Here is a 19,115-nt window from a genome sequence, read left to right on the forward strand (position 1 = left end):
CCCCGTCTGTCCTGACGTGCTCGTCGCACGTCCGCCCGCACTCCCTTGTTCACTACCCAGAGTGAAGGCCGCTGAGACGGAAAGCCAGAGGAAGCCCGAAATCTGTGGACACGGAGATGAGTGTGGATAACTCCATGACTCCGGAGAGTGATGAACGCCCTCGCCCGCGAGGCGCCGGACGGCTTCCGGTGCCTGTCACGGACCCTCCGGCGCCGGGAACCTCCGCTCGTTCCGGTCGATCTTCGCGTCGAGCGCCGCGAGCGGGTCGATGCCGAGCACCTCGCAGAGCTGGAGCAGATACGCCAGGACGTCCGCGACCTCGTCGGTGACACGGTGCGCGGTGTCCGGGTCGTCCATGACGCGGGCCGACTCCTCGGGGGTCAACCACTGGAAGATCTCCACGAGTTCGGACGCCTCCACGCTCAGCGCCGCGACCAGGTTCTTGGGGGTGTGGTACGGCTGCCAGTTCCGCGCCGCCGCGAACGCGGCCAGTCGGCGCTGCAGCTTCGCTACGTCCAGTTCTGTCACGGCTCAAGGTCTACCACCGCGATCCCGGGCACCCCGAAGGCCCAGGAGGGGTCGCTCACCGCGCCCACCAGCCGGATGTGCCCGCGTTCGCACATCCGCGCCGCCAGCCGTACCAGCTCCCCCGCCTGCCGGGCGTCCAAGCGGCGGTCGAAGCCGTCGGCCAGGACCGTGAGCGTCTGAAGGGCCGCGGGGACCTCCCCGGCCTGGTCGACCTCCAGCACGCCGGGCCCGGTGAGCAGCACCAGCGCCAACGCCAGATACCGCAATTCGCCGTCCCCGAGCAGACCCAGCGGCGTACGGACGCCGTTGCCGCGGTCGAGGAGCGCGCGGATCGTGCCGTCGCCGAGCAGTTCGGCCAGTACGTCCGTGACCGGGCCCGCGCATCCGGCGCGGACCGCCGCGACCAGGTGCCCGTAGCGGTGGACGCACTCCGACCGGGTGCGCCACAGCACCTCGGCGAGGTTGCCGCAGCCCCGCAGCAGCCGGCCCGCGCCGACCGGGGCGGGGGCGCGCATGCGTCGCGGGCTGGGATCGCAGGCGTAGACGGAGCGCAGGGCGAGCACCATCTGTTCCGCGGCGGCGAGGACCTGGCGCTCGCCGTCCGTCCGGCCCGCGACGCGCAGTGGCACAAGGGCCGTGCCGAGGCGGTCGTCGGGGAGCGGACACCGGGTCACCGCGGAGGAGCCGGCCGTGCGCCAGGCCGCCTGGACGAAGGGGCGGCCCGGGTCGCGCAGCGCCGTCTCCAGCAGGGTCTGTCCGCCCGCCGTCAACCGTTCGCCCACGATGCGCAGTTGGGGCTCGGCCTGTACGGCGATGTCGAGCCGTACGGGGCCCTCCGGGCCGTCCACCGTGCAGCCGATGCGGAAGCCGCGCCGCCGCTGGGCGTCCGGGCGCGCCCGTTCGGGCACACAGGCGACCGGGTCGGGGAACACCTCCGCGAGTTCACCGCCGCCACCGAGCCGCGCCAGCGCCTCGTACGCCCTGAGGGCGGTGGTCTTGCCGCTACCGCTGGGACCGCTGACGAGGGTGAGCGGTCCGAGCGGAAGGCGGACGCGGCGGTGGGTGGCGAAGGCGGCGAGCCGCAGCTCGGTGACGCCCGGACGGTCGGGGCGCGCCTCCGCCGCCGCGGGGGCCTCGGGGGATGACACGGTCATATCCGGACGGTAGGCCTACACCGCCAGAGGAACCGTTCCGCCCGGGGGACCTTCCTACGATCGAGGGATCCAGCCGCCCGGTTCGGGGCGCCGGAACCGTCGTACGACCGTCGCCACCCGGTTCCCGTACCGCAACCCGTCGCCGGGTTGCGTACCGGAACCACTCGTCCGGCCCCCGGCCTCCGTCGCGATCAGGCCCGGAACCCCCGCCCCCTCCAGATCAGGCCCCCGGAACCCCCGCCCCCTCCATCAGCCCCCGCACCTCGGTGCCCGGCGGCGTCAGCAGGAACACGTTCCGGTCGACTCGGTGCATGCCGCTCGCCAGGCCGAAGACCACTCCCGTGCTGAAGTCCAGTACGCGCTTGGCGACCTCGGTCTCCGCGCCGGTCAGGTCGAGGAGTACCGGGACCCCCGCCATCAGCGTCTCGGCGACATCGCGGGCGTCGGCGAAGACATTGACCCGCAGGACCACGAAGCGGCGCCGCGCCTCGGTCGCGGCCTCGGCTATCGACCGGTGGCCGACCGCCGACGGCCACGCGTCCCGGCCCCGCAACGGAACGACCTGGGCGAGCCCCTCCCACTGTTCGTCGGTGACGTCGTGGCTGTTCATCCGTCCACCCCGTCCTGGCTCGCACTCGGTATCTGCACCGGGCAATTCTTACGCATGGTCACCCGTTCGGCCCAACAGCGACACGGTCCGCAACGCGGCCAGGAGGGCGGCGACTACGGCAAACTGCTCATAGTCGACCAATCTCCCCGCCCTTCATCGCAATCGAGGCCCCGTCATGAGCCTGAGCATCCGCAATCAACTGCCCGGCACGGTCACCTCGGTCACCCCAGGTGAGGTGATGGCGACGGTGAAGGTCCGGCTCGACGGCGGCCAGGAGATCACCGCGGCCGTCACTCTGGAGGCCGTCGAGGAGCTGGGCCTGAGCGCCGGCTCCACGGTGCGCGCTCTGGTGAAGTCGACGGAAGTGTCCCTGGCCACCGGCCCGGTGAACGGAGTCAGCATCCGCAACCAGCTGCCGGGCACGGTCACCGGCGTCGTCACGGGGGGCGCCATGGCCCGGGTGAAGATCGAGGTGGCGGGCGGCGAACTGACCTCGGCGATCACCAAGGACGCGGTCGCGGAGCTCGGCCTGGACGCCGGTTCGCAGGTCGTGGCGCTCATCAAGTCCACCGAGGTGTCCCTCTCCAACGCGTGACAACACGCGCCCACAGAATGGACGGCCGCGCTTCTTACCCGCCTCACACCGGACTCTTCACGTCCAGTCGCGCGCCGCTCACCTGCGGGAATTACGGTCTGGAGCCGTGTACTTGGCAGAAACCAAGCCGTCGCCCACCGGTCGACAGGCCCCCTCGAAGGCCTCGCCCGATGCCGCGCCCGCGCAATGGCACCCGGACGAGGCGCCCGCCCAGTGGCACCGCGTACTGACGCTGCTCGCCGACGTCAGCCTCTTCATCGGTATGCGCCCGTTGTGGGCGCAGGCCGCGAGCCACCGTCTCGTCGTGGCCGCGGTCGTCTCGCTCTGCTATGCCTCGATCCTCGTCACGGGCGTGCTGACGCTGGTGGTACGCCGCGGCCGTACCCTCGCGCGGCTCGATCTGTGCATCCTCGTCACCGCGGTCGTGCTGGCCGCGTGCGGCTACGCGATGAACCACGTCGGCAGTGACGAGTCGGTCCTCACCACGCAGGCCGCCCATGAGTTCCTCGCCGGGCACCAGGTCTACGGGCGGCCCTGGCCGTGGCTCTTCGGTCACGGCGTCGCCCTCACCGGGACAATGGACGGCGGCTACGACTACACGTACGGCTATCCGCCGCTGTGCCTGATGCTCACCGCCCCTCTGCTGTGGATCGGCCACGGCGCCGCCGCCGCGGTGCTGGTCAGCGTCGGGGCCCTGGTCGTGGGCGCGATCGTGATGTGGCGGATGCTGCCGGTGCCGTGGCGCTCCGCGGCCACGCTGGTCTGCCTCGGCCTCGGTCTGCTGCCGGCGTACGCCCGGCTCGGCTATCCGGCGATCGTCGCCTGCGCCCTGCTCATCCCGGTGGTGGTGGGCTGGCCCCGGATGGGAAGCGGCGACCGGGGCGACTGGGTGCGGGCGGCGTGCCTGGGCGCGGCCTGCGCGGCCCAGCAACTGCCCTGGTTCCTCACGCCGTTCCTGCTGGCCGGGGTCTACGCCCTGCGCCGCGGTGACCTGGGACCGCGTGCTGCCGCTGTCGCCGTGGGCCGGATCGTCGGCGTGGCCGCCTCGACGTGGCTGCTGATCAACGCGTACTTCATCGTGAGCGAACCCCGCGCCTGGATGTCCGGTATCGCGCTTCCGCTCACCCAGAAGGCGAACGTGCACGGCCAGGGCCTGGTCGGCATCTCGCTGTACTTCACCGACGGCAGCGACCGGCTGGCCTGGTACTCGCACGCCAGTCTGCTGCTGGCCGCGGCCCTGCTGGGCCTCTTCGTGCTCTTCGTACGGCGGCTGGGGCCCGCGGCGACGATCCTGCCCTGGTGCGCGTTCTATGTGGCGACCCGTTCGCAGGACGGCTACTACCTGCTGATGACCCCGTTGTGGCTGGCCGCGGCCGTCACCGCGCCCTGGCAGTCCTTCGCCACCGCGTGGCAGCCCCGGCCGGCGTTCCTGCGCGGCCGGCACGGGCGCACGGCCAGGATCACCGCGGCCGTGCTGCTGCTGGCCCCCACCGCGGTGGCGGTGACCCTGGCGGTGACCGGCTCACCGCCCCTTCGTATGGACGTCGTCGGGGCGCGCCGGACCACCAGCGCCGTGACCGAACTCACCGTCCGGGTCACCAACTTGGGCGATGCGGCACTGAGCCCCCACTTCACCCTGACCACGGGCCAGGGCATGAGCCGCTACTGGTCCGTCGCGGCCGGCCCGGCCACGCTCCCCGGACATGGCTCGGCAAGCTACGAACTCCTGCCGCCCGACGGGAAGTTCATCCTCCCCCGCGCGGGCGTCCGCATCCGGGTACGGGCCGTGTCGGCGTCGCCGATGACCCTGTCGAGCACGGACGTCCACAGGTCGGCGCTCAGTCCCTGATTCCCTTCTATCCTCGGGACGGTGATGTCGGATTTCTCGGGTCGGGAAGGTGTCGCGTTCGTCGCGGGCGGCACCGGTGGTATCGGCGCGGCGATCGTACGGATACTGGCCGAGCGTGGCAGCGACGTGGTGTTCACGTATCGCGCCAACGAGACGGCTGCGGACGGGCTGCTCGGCGAGGTCAAGAAGTTCGGGCGTCGAGTACGGGCACTGCGCGTCGAGTTGGCCGATGAGTCCGCCTCGGCGACTGCCGTCACCGAGGCCGCCTCGTCGTTCGGCGCTCTCCACACGCTCGTGTACGCGGCGGGCCCGCACGTGCCGATGGTGCATCTGAGCGAGGTCACGCCGAGCCAGTACCGCGCCCAACTCGACGCGGACGCCGGGGCGTTCTTCAACCTGGTCCATCCCGCGCTGCCCCGGCTGCGGGAGAGCCGGGGCAGCATCGTCGCCGTCACCACCGTCGCCACTCGCCGCTTCCCCGTCCGCGACGGACTCTCGTCGGGCACGAAGGGCGCGGTCGAGGCGGTCGCCCGGGCGCTGGCCGCCGAGGAAGGGCGCTACGGCGTCCGCGTCAACTGCGTCGGCCCCGGCATGCTCACCGACGGCATCGCCTCGCGCCTGATCGCTTCCGGCGAACTCGACGAGACCGCGCTCGAGATCACCCGGCGCAACATCCCGCTGCGCCGCTTCGGTGCCGCGACGGACATCGCCGAGGCGGTCGCGTTCCTGGCCTCGGACCGCGCGGGGTTCATCACCGGGCAGGCCCTGGGGGTGGACGGGGGCTACAGCGTTTAGCGTTCAGGCTCGCGGCGTTCGCCAACCGCGCTCTCGCCGCGCCGGACACGGTGATCCGGCTGCCCGAGATCGGCATGGGGCTGATCCCGGGCGCCGGCGGCACGGCAAGCCTCCTGGTCCGCATCGGCCGGAAGCGGACCCCGTATCTCGCCCTGTCCGGCGAGCCGTTGACCGCCGGGGAGGCGCTCGCGTGGGGCCTCTTCGACGAGGTCACCGCAGCGCTCAGCGCCCGGAAGGTGAGCGTCACGTCCCGGTCCGGACAGGAGGCCGCCCCCTCCGGGCCGAGTGATCCGCTGGAGTCGCACAACGTTCCGCCGACAGCCGAGCCCAGGCTGTCACCGGCGAGAGATGGCGGGCGGGTTGGCGGGATCCGGCTATGCCGGGTCAGGCGTCGCGGAATCCGGCTTGGCCGGGGCAGGCTTGGCCGGGTCAGGCTTGGCCGGGTCAGGCCACGCGGAATCAGGCTTGGCCGGGTCAGGCCTCGTCGGGGCAGGCCTCGCGGGATCCGGCTTGGCCGGGTCAGGTATGGCGGTATCCGGCTTGGCCGGATCAGGCGTCCCGGCCCCGGCGGGAAGGTCGTCCGCCGGCCGGCGCACTCCCTGCGGCACATCCGCTCCCGGCGCCGCGCTCCGGGCGTACAGCCGGCGATGACGTACGCCCGCGGCAACGCCGTACACCCGCAGGCGCGTACGCCGCACACAACCCCGTATGCCGCCCCGCTCCCTCAGGCCCGCGCCCCCGCCTCATACGTCACGTCCACGTCCTCCGCCGAGTAGAAGTCGTCGACCATCCGGTGGAACAGCGTGGCGAGCTGCCGCAGTTCCTCGGGGGACCAGGACTTCAGGGCGACCTGCATGCCCCGAACACTCGCCTCTCGGACGCGGTCGATCGCCTCCCGGCCGGTCGGGGTGATCTCGATGCGCTGGGCGCGGCGGTCGTCCGGGTCCGGGACGCGCGTCACGTATCCGGCCTTCTGGAGTTGCTGCACCTGCCGGGTGACATGGGACGCCTCCACCGCCAGGCGGTTCGCCAGCTCACCCAGACGCATCGGCTCCGAATCGGCGATCTGCCGCAGCAGCGCCACGGCAGCGCGGTCCAGCGACACCCCTGCCAGCGCCATCAGGCGTTCGTGCTGGCGTACCCGGCTGGTCAGGTAGGAGATGCGGTTGAGGGCTCCCTCGATCTCCACGATGTCGGTCGTGGGGAGAGCGTCTCTCGGCGGTGTGGTGGGCATGTACCTAGTCTATCAGCTAATTGCCTAAGTCAAGTAAATGAACGATTAGTTTGCTTGACTCAACTAACTCCGGGTGGTGCTCGGCACCCGTCGGCTTCGGCGCGGCTGCGGCGCCTGCCGCGCCCGGCCAAGCTCGTCGTCAGCCCACTGACCGTACGCACCCAAGTCAGGCCTGGTACGCCCCACACCACCGCCTTCGCCGCGCTGACCGCCGATGGAGTGAGGCCGATGCGCTGGCGCTGATCGCTCAGCCCCTCGGCCATCACCGGGTCACTCGGTCGCAACCAGCAGGGCGTCGCCCCCGCCGGCCCGCGAGGTCGGCTCGGCCGTCGGCATCGCCCTCAGGGGCTCGATCCACGGCAGCCACTACCGCTCTTCCCCGCCCGGCTGACCGCCTTCATGAACGGTCCGCAAGTCGGGGCGGCCGCCCGGTCGGACAGACCGCCACCCCGCGGAGAAGCAGCAGCTCAGAGGGCCTTTTGGCTAGGCTCCAGAATCGCCACGCACTCCACATGATGAGTCGCCGGAAAGATGTCATAGGAGAGAGGATCTTGAGTGATCCCAGGCCAGAGGGCAGTTACGGCCCTGCTGGAGGGCCCGTCAGACGCTCGAAACGTCAAACGAGCGTCACGGCCAACTGGAACCACGTCCTTACCGAATCGCTCCAGCCAGGTCTGTCACCAGGACGTCGGCCACCAGTTCCTCGACCACAGCGATGCCGTGCCCGCTCAGCCCTTTGGCCGGCCTGGCGGCCGCGGCGGTTGGCGATCCATGTGCCGAGTGCGGTTCGGAATGCTGACTGCCCCGGCGCAGAGGATGCGTCGAGGCAGTCCGGCATCGTGGCCAGTTAGCTGAGTGAGGTGAGGAGGGTGTTGAGTGCCTTGACCTCGGTGGCCTTGTCGGGGTTCGAAGCGCGCAGTGCCGTCAGGACTTGGTCGATCTCGCTGTCGAGGAAGTGCCAGGACTGCTCGCTCTTGGGCTCAAGGGTGGGCTGGCCATCGTCCCAAGCGGTCTCGAGGCCGGTCACTCGGGTGGTCGCGGCTTGCTGGTTGCCCGAGTTGAGTTTTGCCAGGGTGTCAGCTGTGATCGTGCGGAGCTTCGCGATCTCAGCCGGAGGGAACGGCGACGTCGCCTGCTTCGGGGTGAGGTGGGCGGTCACAGGTGCCGGGGTTTCGGACTCGCTGGCCGCGGCCGCGTGGGGCTGGTGGTGTGCCCAGATGAGAAGAGCCGCAGTCGCGACCGCTACGACGGCGTAGTAACCGAGCATGATCCGCTCACGCGCCGGGTTCAGCGCTCGTGGGGTATCGGTGAGGTCGTTGGTCTCGATGACATCGCTGCGGCTGAGCGTGAGGTACACGACCGTGGCGAGGATCGCGGCCAGGAAGATCACGCTGGTCGCCGCGGTGCCGAGGCCCAGGCCGCCGTCGCCGCTGGGCGAGCCGAGCCAGTCGCCGAGGTTGGCGCCGAGCGGGCGGGTGAGGATGTAGGCCAGCCAGAAGGAGAGCACCGCGTTGGCACCGAGGCGCCACGCGAAGACGATCGTGGCGATCAACCCGAGAGGCAGGAGCACGGAGACGCCCGGGGTCCAGCCGGTCAGTTCCAGGGTCCAGTCGCCGGTCGCGGTGCCGAGGGCAAAAGTGACCAGGACCGCGAGCCAGTAGAAGAGCTCACGGGGGCGGGTGGTGATGGTGTGGACCGACAGGGTCCGCTCGCGGGCGTACCAGATCCCGAAGACGACGGCGAGGATCCCGGCGAACACGCTACTGCTCAGCGCGAGGGGAACGCCCTGGCTGTCGGTGAGGATGTCGGTGTACAGAGTGCCGGTCACGCTCACCACCACGACGGTGAGCCAGTACACGAACGGGACGTAGCGTTTGGTGGTGAGTTGCCAGCCCAGAACACCGGCCAGAACCACGGTGAAGATCAATGAGGTGTTGATCAGGCCGACGCCGAGGTTCATATTGATCCAGTCGGCGAAGCTTTCGCCGACCGTGGTGCACAAGATCTTGATGATCCAGAACCAGATCGTGACCTCGGGAACCTTGTTCAGCATCTGCTTGACATGCGTCCGAGAGCTCTCGGGCGTCGTCACAGTTGTCATGTAACCCTCACATAGAACGGGCGGCAGCACAGAGGGGACGCCCCTCACGTCTGCGGAACGGTAACTGTCTACAACTGTGTAGACAAGCGCAGCCTCGGATCCGCAGAACGGCGGGATGACTTCGATTGCTCGTCAAGCCCGCCCGGGCCGCGCCGCCGGGGGCGATATCCGCGGCACGGTTCGCATTTCCCGGAATGACCTCTGCTTTTATTCTTTCCTTGGCCTGCGCAAGGACTTTCTGTACACCTGTTATGACCCGGGGGCGACATACCTTATAGGCGGGATCTTGAGATTGCGCCGTGTGATGCAGGAAACGCCTTTGGCCGAAATTCTGGGAACTTCGTCCCAGAATTCAATCTGCGGAGCGCGTGAATTCGCGTCGCCCGATCCCCCGTGCGGCCTCCCCCTCCTGGCCACGCAAAGGCTCTCCTGTCACTCCCTACCCAGTGCCGGAGAGGCGGTGTGGGGCCGCCTCGGCTGGTTGCTCGCCGACTCGCCGCCGGCCTCCTTGCTGGGTGCCTGCCTCTGGAACCACCTGACCCTCAGAGGTTTCATTGGTCATACTGCTCGACTGTGCCAGAGGGAACCTGAACGCATCCTGACTGCCACCGTGTATCACTCGCCCCACTCGTGCAGCACGAGCAGCATGGCTCCATGCACAAACGCACCTCTCCTCCGTAACGGTCGTCCCCCACTCTCGGCGGGCCGAATTCTGATTCAACCGCCGCCGACACCCCACTCTCCCGACGACCAGCAGCGCCGTACTCTCGGCGCCTATTGGCTGAACTCCCCTGCCTTCGCTCGACCACCTGTGCGTGCTTCTCCACGGGTGGGATGAACCAGCAGTCGAGCGCGGCCGCAGCTGACGGCAGGAAGTATCGGACTGGCTCGTGGCTCAGGCCGCGTACCCCTACGGGTGCTCCGGTTCGGCGACATCCCTGCGGGTGACGGAGAGGTAGGTGACCAGTCCGAGGATGACCGCCACGAACAGAGCGCTGGTCACGACGGCGCCCAGGTCGAGGCCGCCGTTGCCGGTGGGCTGGGAAAGGTAGTCGCCGATCGAGGCGCCCAGCGGGCGGGTCAGGATGTAGGCGATCCAGAAACTCCACACCGCGTCCAGATCCAGCGCGAAGTGCGCGATGGCCACCGCGGCGATGGCCATCGCGAAGAGCACGGCGGACAGCCAGTAGCCGAGGTCTATGCGCTCGGACACCAGGTCACCGGCTGCGGTGCCGAGTGCGAAGGTGAACAGGACCGCCAGCCAGTAGAAGGACTCGCGGCTGGTGGTGTCGATGTGATGGATGGACAGGGTCCGCTCGCGCCGGTGCCAGACGGCGAACACGACCGCGAGGACGATCGCGAAGACCGTGGCGCTCGTCTCCAGCGGCATGCCCATGTTGTCGGTGAGGTTGTCGCTCATCAGCGTGCCGACGACGCTGATCAGCGCCACCGCCGACCAGTACACGCCCGGCCGGTAGGCGCTGGAGCGGAACTGGACCACCAGGACGACAGCCAGCAGGGCACTCATCAGCGCCGACACACCGGTCAGCCCGAGACCCGCCTTCTCGTTCAGCAGGTCCGCCGCGGTCTCGCCGACAGTCGTGCACAGCACCTTGATGATCCAGAAGTAGACGGTGACCTCGGGCACCTTGTTCGAACGCAGCCGGCCCCGAGAACCGGAGGGCAGACCGGCCTGCGGAACCACCTGACTCTCACACGCTTCATAGGTCACGTTGCCCGACCGTGCCACCGGGCACCTGAACGCATCCTGACTGCCGGCGCGCGTCACCCACCCCGCCCGTCCCGCACGGGCACCATGGCGCCATGCACACACATATCGCCCACTTCCCCTATAGCGGACCTCCGTCCCACCCCTGCCCACGTGACGGAAGAGAACCGCCTTGAACACTCCGAGCACCGCTCCAGCGCCCACTGACGCGCGACCGCCTGACTGCGGCGTCGACCGGTTCGGGCCGTCGTCATACCGAGGCCCTGCTCCTGGCCGTCACCGGGCTGGCCGGAGGCATCCTCATCGGCTGCGCCCTGTCGGAAATGCTGGTCAAGGTCCTCACCGGCGTCTTCGACCCCCCGCCCCACGGCTACCGCCTGGTCCGTGACCTACTTCGTTCACACCGGCGTCCTGCAGTTCCGAGCCGCTACCGGCGGCATTGGGCCAGGGACCACGTTGCCATTGGTCCCGGTGACCACCCGCGCAGGAAGGCACAGTCCTACTCGGAAGAGTCAAGGACCGTCGGCGAATTCAATCTACATATCCATTACCAAATCGCATAAATTACGTCTTCGCAGGTCACAGGGTAGCGATGCAGTGCGGGCCGCACCCGTGCGCAGGTGCGCCCCGCCTTTTGCAGAGGCAGCGCCTCGTTCCCTTCAACGATCACTTCGCGAAGACGCCTCACCTTCGACGACAGGCCAGACCCGCTGTCCACCCCCTTCTTCCTGCGCCTGCTCGACGAGCGCGGGGTGCGCGCCACCTTCTTCCTGCTCGGCAACGAGGCCCACCGCTCCCCCGGCGTGGTGCGCGAGATGGCCGCGGCGGGCCACGAGATCGGCGTCCACGGCTGGCGGCACCGGCCCCTGCTGCTGCGCGGCCCGCGCGCGACTACGACGACTTCGCCCGCGCCCGCAGCACGGTCGCCGACATCACCGGCACCCGGCCGACGCTCTTCCGCCCGCCGTACGGCATCATGTCCACCGCCGCCCACGTGGCAGCCCGGCGCCTCGAACTCACCCCCGTGCTGTGGACCTGCTGCGGCGAGGACTGGACCGGCGGGCCACACCCGAGTCGGTCCACCGCACGGTGACCGCGGACCTCGACGGCAGCAGCACTATCCTGCTGCGGGACTCGGACTGCACCTCGGCCCCCGGCACCTGGCGCTCGGCCCTCGACGCGCTCCCCCCATCCTCGACCTGCACGGAGCGAGGCTACGAGGTCGGCCCGCTCCGCGACCACGGATAGCCGCTGCCGGACACGAGCTGCGGGAACCCCCTGCAGCCGCCGATCGTCTACAGCTATGTAGACGATCGGCTCTGGCTTAGTCGTTCATTCCTGTCCGCTCACCGACGTCAGGGCATGACCGCTCGCCGGATGCACCAGGTGTTGGAGTCCGACCCGGACCCCGAGGCCGTGCTCGCCCGGTTCGTCGACAGGATGCCCGCCACGGACGAAGAGCTGCTGCGGCAACCGCTGGGCAATCTGCCGGAGGAGCGGTGAGCGGCCATGCGGCGGCGGCCGTGGTGCTAGACAGCAGCGAGGGCGGCCACAAGTTCGCGGGCAAGATCGTCATGGCAGCCCTCGCCGCGAATTGAAGCAACACCCGGGAGAGTGACTTTGACGACCAACCACAATGGGTGGACTTTGCGTCTCGCGGCCCCGATGCGGAGAATTCCCCCGCGGAAGCCGATGGTCGTCGACCGGCCGATACCGCGCCCAGCGGTGTGGATGGCCGGGGCCGGTATCGCACTGTTCGCTCTGGTCGGCGCGAGCGCGCCCAACCACAACACGCTCAGGACACCGATCCCCTGGCTCCGGCTGCCTGCCATGGCCGGCATCGTCTCCCAGACGGCCACGATCGCGGCCATCGTGCTGTCGTGCTGGGGCACGCTGGGCATGCTCAAGGCCCATGAGGGGGGCTGGAGACCAGATGCCCGGCTCCTGTTCCGGCTCGGCGCCATGACCGCGCTCGCCGTCGCCAACCTCACCCCCGTCGGCTCCTCCGACACGGCCAGCTACGCCGCGTACGGCCGCATCGCCGCGCTCGGCGGTGACCCGTACGTGACGACTCCCGCCCGGCTGGGCGGCGCGTACGCCCACCTGGTGAGCGAGGCGTGGCGGAACACACCTTCCGTGTACGGGCCGGTGGCGACGTGGTGGCAGGGCGCTGCGGCATTCATCGGCCAGGAGCGGCCGTGGCTTACCATCTGGGCGCTGATGCTCGCGAACGCCGCCGTCTTCGTGGGTACCGGGTACCTGTTGCTGCGGACCGCCGACGATCCAGTCCGTGCGGGCCTGCTGTGGAGTGTCAATCCGCTGCTGATCGGTGTGCTGGTCGAGGGTGGGCACCTGGACACCCTCGTCGCAGGCCTGGCCGTCTGCGCGGTTCACCTCGCCCGCAGGACGGCCCGGTGGCACCACGACCTGATCGTGGGAGGGCTGGTCGGCCTTGCCTGCGGTGTGAAGATCAGTGCCTGCCTGTTCGGTGTCGGGCTGGCCTGGCCGCTGCTGCGTTCGGGCAGCTGGCGACCGGCCGCCCGGCAGGCGTGCGCGGCAGCGCTGACCCTGGCCGCGCTCTACGGAGCCTACGGCACGCACGCACTGGCCCCGCTCTCCGCGGCCTCCCGACTGGTCTCCGCACCCTCCTTGTGGGCGGTCTTCGATCAGTGCGCCACCACGGTCCTGGGCCCTGACTCGACCGCGGCGATCGTCAGCGTGCTGTGGCCGGTGGTGATGCTCGCGCTGGCGTGGGCGCTACGCCGCCGCGCCGCTCCGGACGCCCCCTCCGTCATCGCCCTGCCGTTCGCGCTGGCCTTCGCCTGGGTCCTCGCGGCACCGTGGTCGATGCCGTGGTACACGGCTCCCGCCTGGGCCCTGGCGGCCCTGTTCAGCCAGGGCCGCCAGACCCAGTACCTCGCCGTGGCCACCGCCGTCCTGGCCCTGTCCCACAACAGCGGCGGCCACGGCTGGACATGGTGAGAGACCACGCCGGGCCGGCCGCAGAGGTGTTCGGCCGGCTGTCCACAAGGACATCGGCGGCCGACCTCGGACCGCCGGTTTCCCATGCCGGCTTCGACGGCGTGATGAGCCGGCGCTGACGCACAGGTCAAATGAGCGTCATTCCAGCGTCAAGATATCGCCCGTAACGCCACACCGCACATCATGCACACGCGCAAAATCGCAGGTCAGGAGCCCTTGGCCTCCGGCTCAAGAATGGCGACGCACTCCACATGATGCGTCATCGGAAACAGATCGAACGCCCGCAGTGTCCGCACCTTGTAGCCGCCGTCGCGGAAGTACGCGAGGTCGCGGGCGAGGGCCGCCGGGTCGCAGGCGACGTAGGCGATGCGGCGGGCACCGAGGGAGGTGAGGTGTTCGACCGTCTTCTTGCCGGCGCCGGCGCGGGGCGGGTCGAGGACGATGAGGTCCACCTCGGTGATGCCGGTGCGCGGGAGGTCGGTCTCGACCTTGCCCTGTTCGATGCGGACCCGGTCGAAGCCGGCGAGGTTGTGGCGGGCGTCCTCCACCGCGCGCTTGCCGGACTCGATGCCGAGGACCGCGCCCTGGTCGCCGAGGCGGTCCGCGAGGGCGCCGGCGAAGAGGCCGACGCCGCAGTACAGGTCGAGGGCCATCTCGCCCTTGCGCGGCAGCAGGCCCTGCATCACGGCGAGCACCAAGGTGTCGGCGGCCTTCGGATGGACCTGCCAGAAGCCGCCGCTGCCGACCCGGTAGGTGCGGCCGTCGGCGCGCTCGCGCACGAACGCGCGGCCGTGGACGCGGTGGATGCCGCCGTCCTTCTCCTCCACGCGCATCACGGAGACGGGCCGGTCGAGTTCGACGAGGGGCAGCCGGGCGCCGGGCCGGGGCTCAAGGATCACCATGCGGTCCTGGGATCCCGTCGCGGCGATCGCGTCCACGGAGGCCATGCCGGACCAGTCACGCTCCTCGATGCCCAGCTCGCTGACGCCCTCGGCGGCGATCATGCAGTGCTCGATGGGTTCGACCTCGTGCGAACGGTGACGGCGCAGGCCCGCCTTGCCGGTGTCGGCGTCGACTGCGTACTGCACGCGCGTGCGCCACGCCGGGACCTCGCCCGCGGGCAGCTTGTCGCCCTCGGCGGGCATCACCGTGCCGTCCCAGCCCGCCTCCTCGGGCGTGAGGCCCGCGAGCCGCTGCAGCTGCTCGGCGATGACCTCGCCCTTGAGGCGGCGCTGCGCGCCCGGCTTGGCGTGCTGCCAGTCGCAGCCGCCGCAGCGGCCGGGACCGGCGTAGGGGCAGGGCGCCTCGACCCGGTCCTTGGACGCGGAGAGGATCGTCACCGCGTCGGCGCGCAGGAAGCGTGCGCCCTCCTCGCCCTCGGTCACGCGCGCGACGACGCGCTCACCGGGCAGCGCGTGCCGGACGAAGAGGACCTGACCCTCGGTCGTACGGGCGACGCAGTGGCCGCCGTGGGCCACCGGCCCGATCTCGACCTCGTACTCGTCCCCCACCAGCGACTTCTTCGGTTCTGCCTGCATGGTGGGGTGACTCCAGGTGAGAAAGGGGGTACGGCCGGACAACAGCCCACCAGTCTACGTGCTCCCCGACAGCGTCAGTTCTTCGCGCTCTGCTCCTTCGGGCGCTCGTCTGCGGGACCGCGGCGCACCGCACCCGGCGCGTTCCACTCCTGCCGCTTGCGGGCCCGCTGCTTCGCCGCCTCGGAGGACACCAGCTGGTAGGGCACGGAGGTCACCATGACGCCCGGCGTGAACAGCAGGCGGCCCTTGAGGCGCAGGGCGCTCTGGTTGTGCAGCAGGTGTTCGTACCAATGGCCGACCACGTACTCGGGGATGATCACGGACACCGCGTCGCGCGGCGATTCCTTGCGCAGGCCCTTCACGTACTCGATGATCGGCCGCGTGATCTCGCGGTAAGGCGAGTCGAGGATCTTCAGCGGTACGTCGATGCCGCGCCGCTCCCACTCCTCGCGCAGGGCCTTGGTCTCGGCCGGGTCGACGTTGACGCTGAGCGCTTCGAGGGTGTCGGAGCGCATGAGCTTGGCGTAGGCGAGGGCGCGCAGCGTCGGGCGGTGGATCCTGGAGATCAGCACGACGGAGTGGACGCGGGAGGGGCGGACGCTGTCGTCGGAGGGGCCCTCGGGGGCGGCGATCTCCTCGGCGACCCGGTCGTAGTGCTTACGGATCGCGCTCATCGTCGCGTAGAAGATCACCATGCCGAGCAGCGCCACCCAGGCGCCGTGCGTGAACTTGGTGACGAGGACGACGACCAGCACCAGGCCGGTGAAGAAGGCGCCGAAGGCGTTGATCGCCCGGGAGCGCATCATGTGGCGCCGCTTGGCCTGGTCGGTCTCGGTGGCCAGGTGGCGGTTCCAGTGCCGGACCATGCCGGTCTGGCTGAGCGTGAAGGAGACGAACACACCGACGATGTAGAGCTGGATGAGGCGCGTGGAGTCCGCCCCGTAGATGATGACGAGCATGGTCGCCGCGCCGGCGAGCAGCACGATGCCGTTGGAGAAGGCGAGGCGGTCGCCGCGGGTGTGCAGCTGGCGCGGTAGGTAACGGTCCTGGGCCAGGATCGAGCCGAGCAGCGGGAAGCCGTTGTACGCGGTGTTGGCGGCGAGGAACAGCACCAGCGCGGTGGCGGCGGCCAGCACGATGAACAGGAAGCTGCCCTTGCCGAACACGGCCTCGGCGACCTGGGAGATCACCGGGTTCTGGACGTATCCGGAGCCGATCGCGACCCCGTTGTGGATCAGGTCGGTGGCCGGGTTCTCGGCCATCCGGACCTTGGTCACCATGGCCAGGGCGATGATGCCGCAGAACATGGTGACGGCGAGCAGGCCCATGGCCGCGAGCGTGCTGGCGGCGTTCTTGGACTTGGGTTTGCGGAAGGCCGGGACGCCGTTGGAGATCGCCTCGACGCCGGTGAGCGCCGCGCAGCCGGAGGAGAAGGCGCGCAGCAGCAGGAAGACGAGGGCGAAGCCCGCGAGTCCCTGGTGTTCGGCCTTGATGTGGTAGGCGGCGGTCGGCGCCTGCATGGTGTCGTTCAGGACGAGTCCGCGGAAGGCGCCCCACGCGATCATGATGAAGACGCCCGCCACGAAGACGTACGTCGGAATCGCGAAGAGCTTCCCGGACTCCTTGACTCCGCGCAGGTTCATCAGCGTGAGCAGCACGATGACGGCGACCGCGCAGGCCACTTTGTGCTCGACGACGAATGGGACCGCCGAGCCGAGGTTCTCGATGCCGGAGGCGATGGAGACGGCGACGGTGAGTACGTAGTCGACGAGCAGGGCGCTGGCGACGGTGAGTCCGGCCTTGGGCCCGAGGTTGGTGTTGGCCACCTCGTAGTCGCCGCCGCCGCTCGGGTAGGCGTGCACGTTCTGCCGGTAGGAGGCGACCACCGTGAACATCAGCACGACGACCGCGGCCGCGATCCAGGGGCTGAAGTGGTACGCCGACACACCCGCGATGGAAAGGACCAGCAGTACTTCTCCGGGGGCGTACGCCACGGAGGAGAGCGGGTCGGAAGCGAAAACGGGTAGGGCGATGCGCTTCGGCAGGAGCGTTTCTCCGAGCCGGTCACTACGCAGTGCGCGCCCGATCAGGATCCGCTTGGGCACGTCGGTCAGTTTGGACACAACAGAGAAGCCTAAGGGTTCGAACTGGGGGCCGCCCACCCGGCGTCCCGCATCTGCTCTACGAGTGAAAACGGGGACGGCTCCCGCTGCGGATTCCGTGGCCCCGCCGATCCCTGTGTCTATATGACAAAACCCCGCCCACGTCCCGCTATGGAGGTTCCATGCATGTCACCGCGGAACTCATCGGCGCCGCCGCCGGACTCGTCGGCCTCGGATTCCTGACCCTCGCCAGTGTCCGCAGCATCACACGCCGCTGACCGCGCCCAGCCACTGATCGTGTGCAGGGGTGCCCCCGCAGGACCGCGCGTGTGTAGCTTGGGCGGCGGTCTGAGACCCTGTTTAGCCTGAGCCGTAATCATTCACATGCGGAAGGACGGTCGTGCACATCGTCATCATGGGCTGCGGAAGAGTGGGTTCCGCTCTTGCCCAGACCCTGGAGCAACAGGGGCACACGGTCGCCGTGATCGACCAGGACCCCACCGCCTTCCGACGACTGGGCTCCGGGTTCGGCGGCCGTCGTGTCACCGGCGTCGGCTTCGACCAGGACACCCTGCGCGAGGCGGGCATCGAGGAGGCCGGGGCGTTCGCCGCGGTCTCCAGCGGTGACAACTCGAACATCATCGCCGCCCGCGTGGCCCGCGAGATGTTCGGCATCGAGAACGTCGCGGCACGCATCTACGACCCCCGCCGCGCCGAGGTCTACCAGCGCCTCGGCATCCCGACCGTCGCCACCGTCCGCTGGACGGCCGACCAGATGCTGCGCCGGCTGCTGCCGTCGGGCGCCGAGCCGCTGTGGCGCGACCCCACCGGCGGAGTGCAGCTCGCCGAGGTGCACACCTCGGCGGCCTGGGTCGGCCACAGGATCAGCCGGCTCCAGGACGAGACCGGCGTGCGCGTGGCCTTCCTCACCCGGCTGGGCGAGGCGATCCTGCCGTCGTCGCAGACGGTGCTGCAGGAGGGCGACCTGGTGCATGTGATGATGCGCACCGACGAGGTGGACAAGGTCGAGGCGGCATTCGCCCAGGGCCCTGAAGAGGAGGCCGGTCACTGATGAGGGTCGCCATTGCCGGTGCCGGCGCCGTGGGCCGCTCGATCGCGGGCGAGCTCCTGGAGAACGGCCACGAGGTCCTGCTGATCGACAAAGCGCCGACCGCCATCTCGGTCGAGCGCGTCCCGCAGGCGGAGTGGCTGCTCGCCGACGCCTGCGAGATCACCTCCCTGGACGAGGCAGCGCTGCAGCGCTGCAACGTGGCCATCGCGGCCACGGGAGACGACAAGGTCAACCTCGTCGTCTCCCTGCTCGCGAAAACCGAGTACGGGGTCCCGCGGGTCGTCGCCCGCGTCAACAACCCCAAGAACGAGTGGCTCTTCAACGAGTCCTGGGGCGTCGACGTCGCCGTCTCCACCCCGCGCCTGATGTCGGCCCTGGTCGAGGAGGCCGTCAGCGTCGGCGACCTCGTCCGGCTGCTCCGCTTCAGCCACGGCGACGCCAACCTCGTCGAGCTGACCCTGCCGCCGGAGTCCGCCCTCGCGGGCACCACGGTGGGCGACGTCGAGTGGCCGGAGGACACCTCCCTGGTGACCATCATCCGCGGCACCCGCGTCCTGACCCCCTCCCAGGAGGACTCCCTGGAGGCAGGCGACGAACTCCTCTTCGTGGCCGCCCAGGCCCGCGAGGAACAGCTGGAGGATCTGCTGTCGGTGCGCCGAGAGGACGCGACGAGCTAGTCGATTCCTGTACGACGGTGACGAGCTAGTCGATTTCTGTACGACGATGGGGGCGCCCGGAGATCTACGGGCGCCCCCCACCTAGTAAGCGGCGAATCCGTGTAGCCGCCCGCCCCCGGACCGCCGCAGTCGGCAGGTAGGAAGAGCAC

General features: G+C 69.7%; 16 protein-coding genes and 2 pseudogenes. 10 read left to right on the top strand and 8 right to left on the bottom strand.

The features are described from left to right. Positions 1 to 195 precede the first annotated feature (195 nt). The 3 genes from AB0D27_RS34630 to AB0D27_RS34640 all read right to left on the bottom strand — a co-directional run bounded on the left by AB0D27_RS34630 (position 196) and on the right by AB0D27_RS34640 (position 2,292). Positions 196 to 528, bottom strand: coding sequence for a nucleotide pyrophosphohydrolase (locus AB0D27_RS34630; protein WP_362516544.1), 333 nt, complete (start codon positions 526 to 528; stop codon positions 196 to 198). Beyond that, the gene (locus AB0D27_RS34635; RefSeq protein ID WP_362516546.1) at positions 525 to 1,682 is read right to left on the bottom strand and encodes an ATP-binding protein; all 1,158 of its coding nucleotides are present in this window, start codon (positions 1,680 to 1,682) and stop codon (positions 525 to 527) included. The genes AB0D27_RS34630 and AB0D27_RS34635 overlap by 4 nt, the downstream gene beginning before the upstream one ends. Before the next feature lie 220 nt (positions 1,683 to 1,902). Beyond that, a complete protein-coding gene (locus tag AB0D27_RS34640; protein WP_362516547.1) occupies positions 1,903 to 2,292 on the bottom strand; it encodes a cell division protein SepF in 390 nt (129 codons plus the stop codon). A 175-nt stretch (positions 2,293 to 2,467) separates the two neighbouring features. On the opposite strand from AB0D27_RS34640, the gene AB0D27_RS34645 reads away from it, so the two are divergent. The 4 genes and pseudogenes from AB0D27_RS34645 to AB0D27_RS34660 form a co-directional block, all read left to right on the top strand. After that, complete coding sequence (locus AB0D27_RS34645; protein ID WP_362516549.1) at positions 2,468 to 2,887, top strand: TOBE domain-containing protein; 420 nt, start codon at positions 2,468 to 2,470, stop codon at positions 2,885 to 2,887. A gap of 106 nt (positions 2,888 to 2,993) precedes the next feature. Further along, positions 2,994 to 4,736, top strand: coding sequence for a hypothetical protein (locus AB0D27_RS34650; RefSeq protein ID WP_362516551.1), 1,743 nt, complete (start codon positions 2,994 to 2,996; stop codon positions 4,734 to 4,736). A gap of 24 nt (positions 4,737 to 4,760) precedes the next feature. Beyond that, a complete protein-coding gene (locus AB0D27_RS34655) occupies positions 4,761 to 5,531 on the top strand; it encodes an SDR family oxidoreductase (RefSeq protein WP_362516553.1) in 771 nt (256 codons plus the stop codon). Positions 5,532 to 5,545: 14 nt separating this feature from the next. Further along, positions 5,546 to 6,307: pseudogene (locus AB0D27_RS34660) on the top strand (enoyl-CoA hydratase/isomerase family protein); the annotation flags it as partial. Here AB0D27_RS34660 and AB0D27_RS34665 read toward each other — a convergent pair. The 3 genes from AB0D27_RS34665 to AB0D27_RS34675 all read right to left on the bottom strand — a co-directional run bounded on the left by AB0D27_RS34665 (position 6,256) and on the right by AB0D27_RS34675 (position 10,571). Further along, the gene (locus AB0D27_RS34665) at positions 6,256 to 6,765 is read right to left on the bottom strand and encodes a MarR family transcriptional regulator (RefSeq protein WP_362516554.1); all 510 of its coding nucleotides are present in this window, start codon (positions 6,763 to 6,765) and stop codon (positions 6,256 to 6,258) included. The pseudogene AB0D27_RS34660 and the gene AB0D27_RS34665 overlap by 52 nt on opposite strands. An 847-nt stretch (positions 6,766 to 7,612) precedes the next feature. Continuing rightward, positions 7,613 to 8,866, bottom strand: a complete 1,254-nt coding sequence (locus AB0D27_RS34670; RefSeq protein WP_362516556.1) for a hypothetical protein — start codon at positions 8,864 to 8,866, stop codon at positions 7,613 to 7,615. A 910-nt stretch (positions 8,867 to 9,776) separates the two neighbouring features. After that, positions 9,777 to 10,571 carry a hypothetical protein gene (locus AB0D27_RS34675; protein WP_362516572.1) on the bottom strand — a complete coding sequence of 265 codons (795 nt, stop codon included), beginning with the start codon at positions 10,569 to 10,571 and terminating at the stop codon, positions 9,777 to 9,779. A 644-nt stretch (positions 10,572 to 11,215) separates the two neighbouring features. Between AB0D27_RS34675 and AB0D27_RS34680 the strand changes: the two are divergent. The 4 genes and pseudogenes from AB0D27_RS34680 (at position 11,216) to AB0D27_RS34695 (ending at position 13,577) form a co-directional block, all read left to right on the top strand. Further along, positions 11,216 to 11,688: pseudogene (locus AB0D27_RS34680) on the top strand (polysaccharide deacetylase family protein). After that, entirely contained in the window at positions 11,625 to 11,843 is a 219-nt protein-coding gene (locus AB0D27_RS34685) for a hypothetical protein (RefSeq protein ID WP_362516573.1), read from the top strand. Before AB0D27_RS34680 ends, AB0D27_RS34685 begins: the two are co-directional and overlap by 64 nt. Before the next feature lie 114 nt (positions 11,844 to 11,957). Beyond that, the gene (locus AB0D27_RS34690; protein ID WP_362516558.1) at positions 11,958 to 12,098 is read left to right on the top strand and encodes a hypothetical protein; all 141 of its coding nucleotides are present in this window, start codon (positions 11,958 to 11,960) and stop codon (positions 12,096 to 12,098) included. A gap of 162 nt (positions 12,099 to 12,260) precedes the next feature. Further along, complete coding sequence (locus AB0D27_RS34695; RefSeq protein WP_362516559.1) at positions 12,261 to 13,577, top strand: hypothetical protein; 1,317 nt, start codon at positions 12,261 to 12,263, stop codon at positions 13,575 to 13,577. Between the two features lie 206 nt (positions 13,578 to 13,783). Here AB0D27_RS34695 and AB0D27_RS34700 read toward each other — a convergent pair whose 3' ends face one another. Further along, on the bottom strand, positions 13,784 to 15,115 hold the full coding sequence (locus AB0D27_RS34700) for a TRAM domain-containing protein (protein ID WP_362516561.1): 1,332 nt from the start codon (positions 15,113 to 15,115) through the stop codon (positions 13,784 to 13,786). Positions 15,116 to 15,189: 74 nt separating this feature from the next. Beyond that, a complete protein-coding gene (locus AB0D27_RS34705; RefSeq protein ID WP_362516563.1) occupies positions 15,190 to 17,238 on the bottom strand; it encodes an APC family permease in 2,049 nt (682 codons plus the stop codon). Positions 17,239 to 17,617: 379 nt separating this feature from the next. Here AB0D27_RS34705 and AB0D27_RS34710 point away from each other — a divergent pair, with 379 nt between their 5' ends. Together AB0D27_RS34710 and AB0D27_RS34715 are read left to right on the top strand one after the other, a co-directional pair. Continuing rightward, on the top strand, positions 17,618 to 18,289 hold the full coding sequence (locus AB0D27_RS34710) for a TrkA family potassium uptake protein (protein WP_362516564.1): 672 nt from the start codon (positions 17,618 to 17,620) through the stop codon (positions 18,287 to 18,289). Continuing rightward, positions 18,289 to 18,966, top strand: a complete 678-nt coding sequence (locus AB0D27_RS34715; RefSeq protein ID WP_362516566.1) for a TrkA family potassium uptake protein — start codon at positions 18,289 to 18,291, stop codon at positions 18,964 to 18,966. Before AB0D27_RS34710 ends, AB0D27_RS34715 begins: the two co-directional genes overlap by 1 nt. Positions 18,967 to 19,115: the final 149 nt, after the last annotated feature.

Origin of the sequence: Streptomyces sp. NPDC048415 (assembly GCF_040651675.1) — a bacterium.
Taxonomy (GTDB): Bacteria; Actinomycetota; Actinomycetes; order Streptomycetales; family Streptomycetaceae; genus Streptomyces.

Coding starts and splice junctions, on each gene's coding strand:
- AB0D27_RS34690 (WP_362516558.1), top strand. CDS start 11,958: ATGACCGCTCGCCGGATGCACCAGGTGTTGGAGTCCGACCCGGACCCC.
- AB0D27_RS34635 (WP_362516546.1), bottom strand. CDS start 1,682: ATGACCGTGTCATCCCCCGAGGCCCCCGCGGCGGCGGAGGCGCGCCCC.
- AB0D27_RS34640 (WP_362516547.1), bottom strand. CDS start 2,292: ATGAACAGCCACGACGTCACCGACGAACAGTGGGAGGGGCTCGCCCAG.
- AB0D27_RS34655 (WP_362516553.1), top strand. CDS start 4,761: ATGTCGGATTTCTCGGGTCGGGAAGGTGTCGCGTTCGTCGCGGGCGGC.
- AB0D27_RS34645 (WP_362516549.1), top strand. CDS start 2,468: ATGAGCCTGAGCATCCGCAATCAACTGCCCGGCACGGTCACCTCGGTC.
- AB0D27_RS34715 (WP_362516566.1), top strand. CDS start 18,289: ATGAGGGTCGCCATTGCCGGTGCCGGCGCCGTGGGCCGCTCGATCGCG.
- AB0D27_RS34665 (WP_362516554.1), bottom strand. CDS start 6,765: ATGCCCACCACACCGCCGAGAGACGCTCTCCCCACGACCGACATCGTG.
- AB0D27_RS34700 (WP_362516561.1), bottom strand. CDS start 15,115: ATGCAGGCAGAACCGAAGAAGTCGCTGGTGGGGGACGAGTACGAGGTC.
- AB0D27_RS34695 (WP_362516559.1), top strand. CDS start 12,261: ATGCGGAGAATTCCCCCGCGGAAGCCGATGGTCGTCGACCGGCCGATA.
- AB0D27_RS34670 (WP_362516556.1), bottom strand. CDS start 8,866: ATGACAACTGTGACGACGCCCGAGAGCTCTCGGACGCATGTCAAGCAG.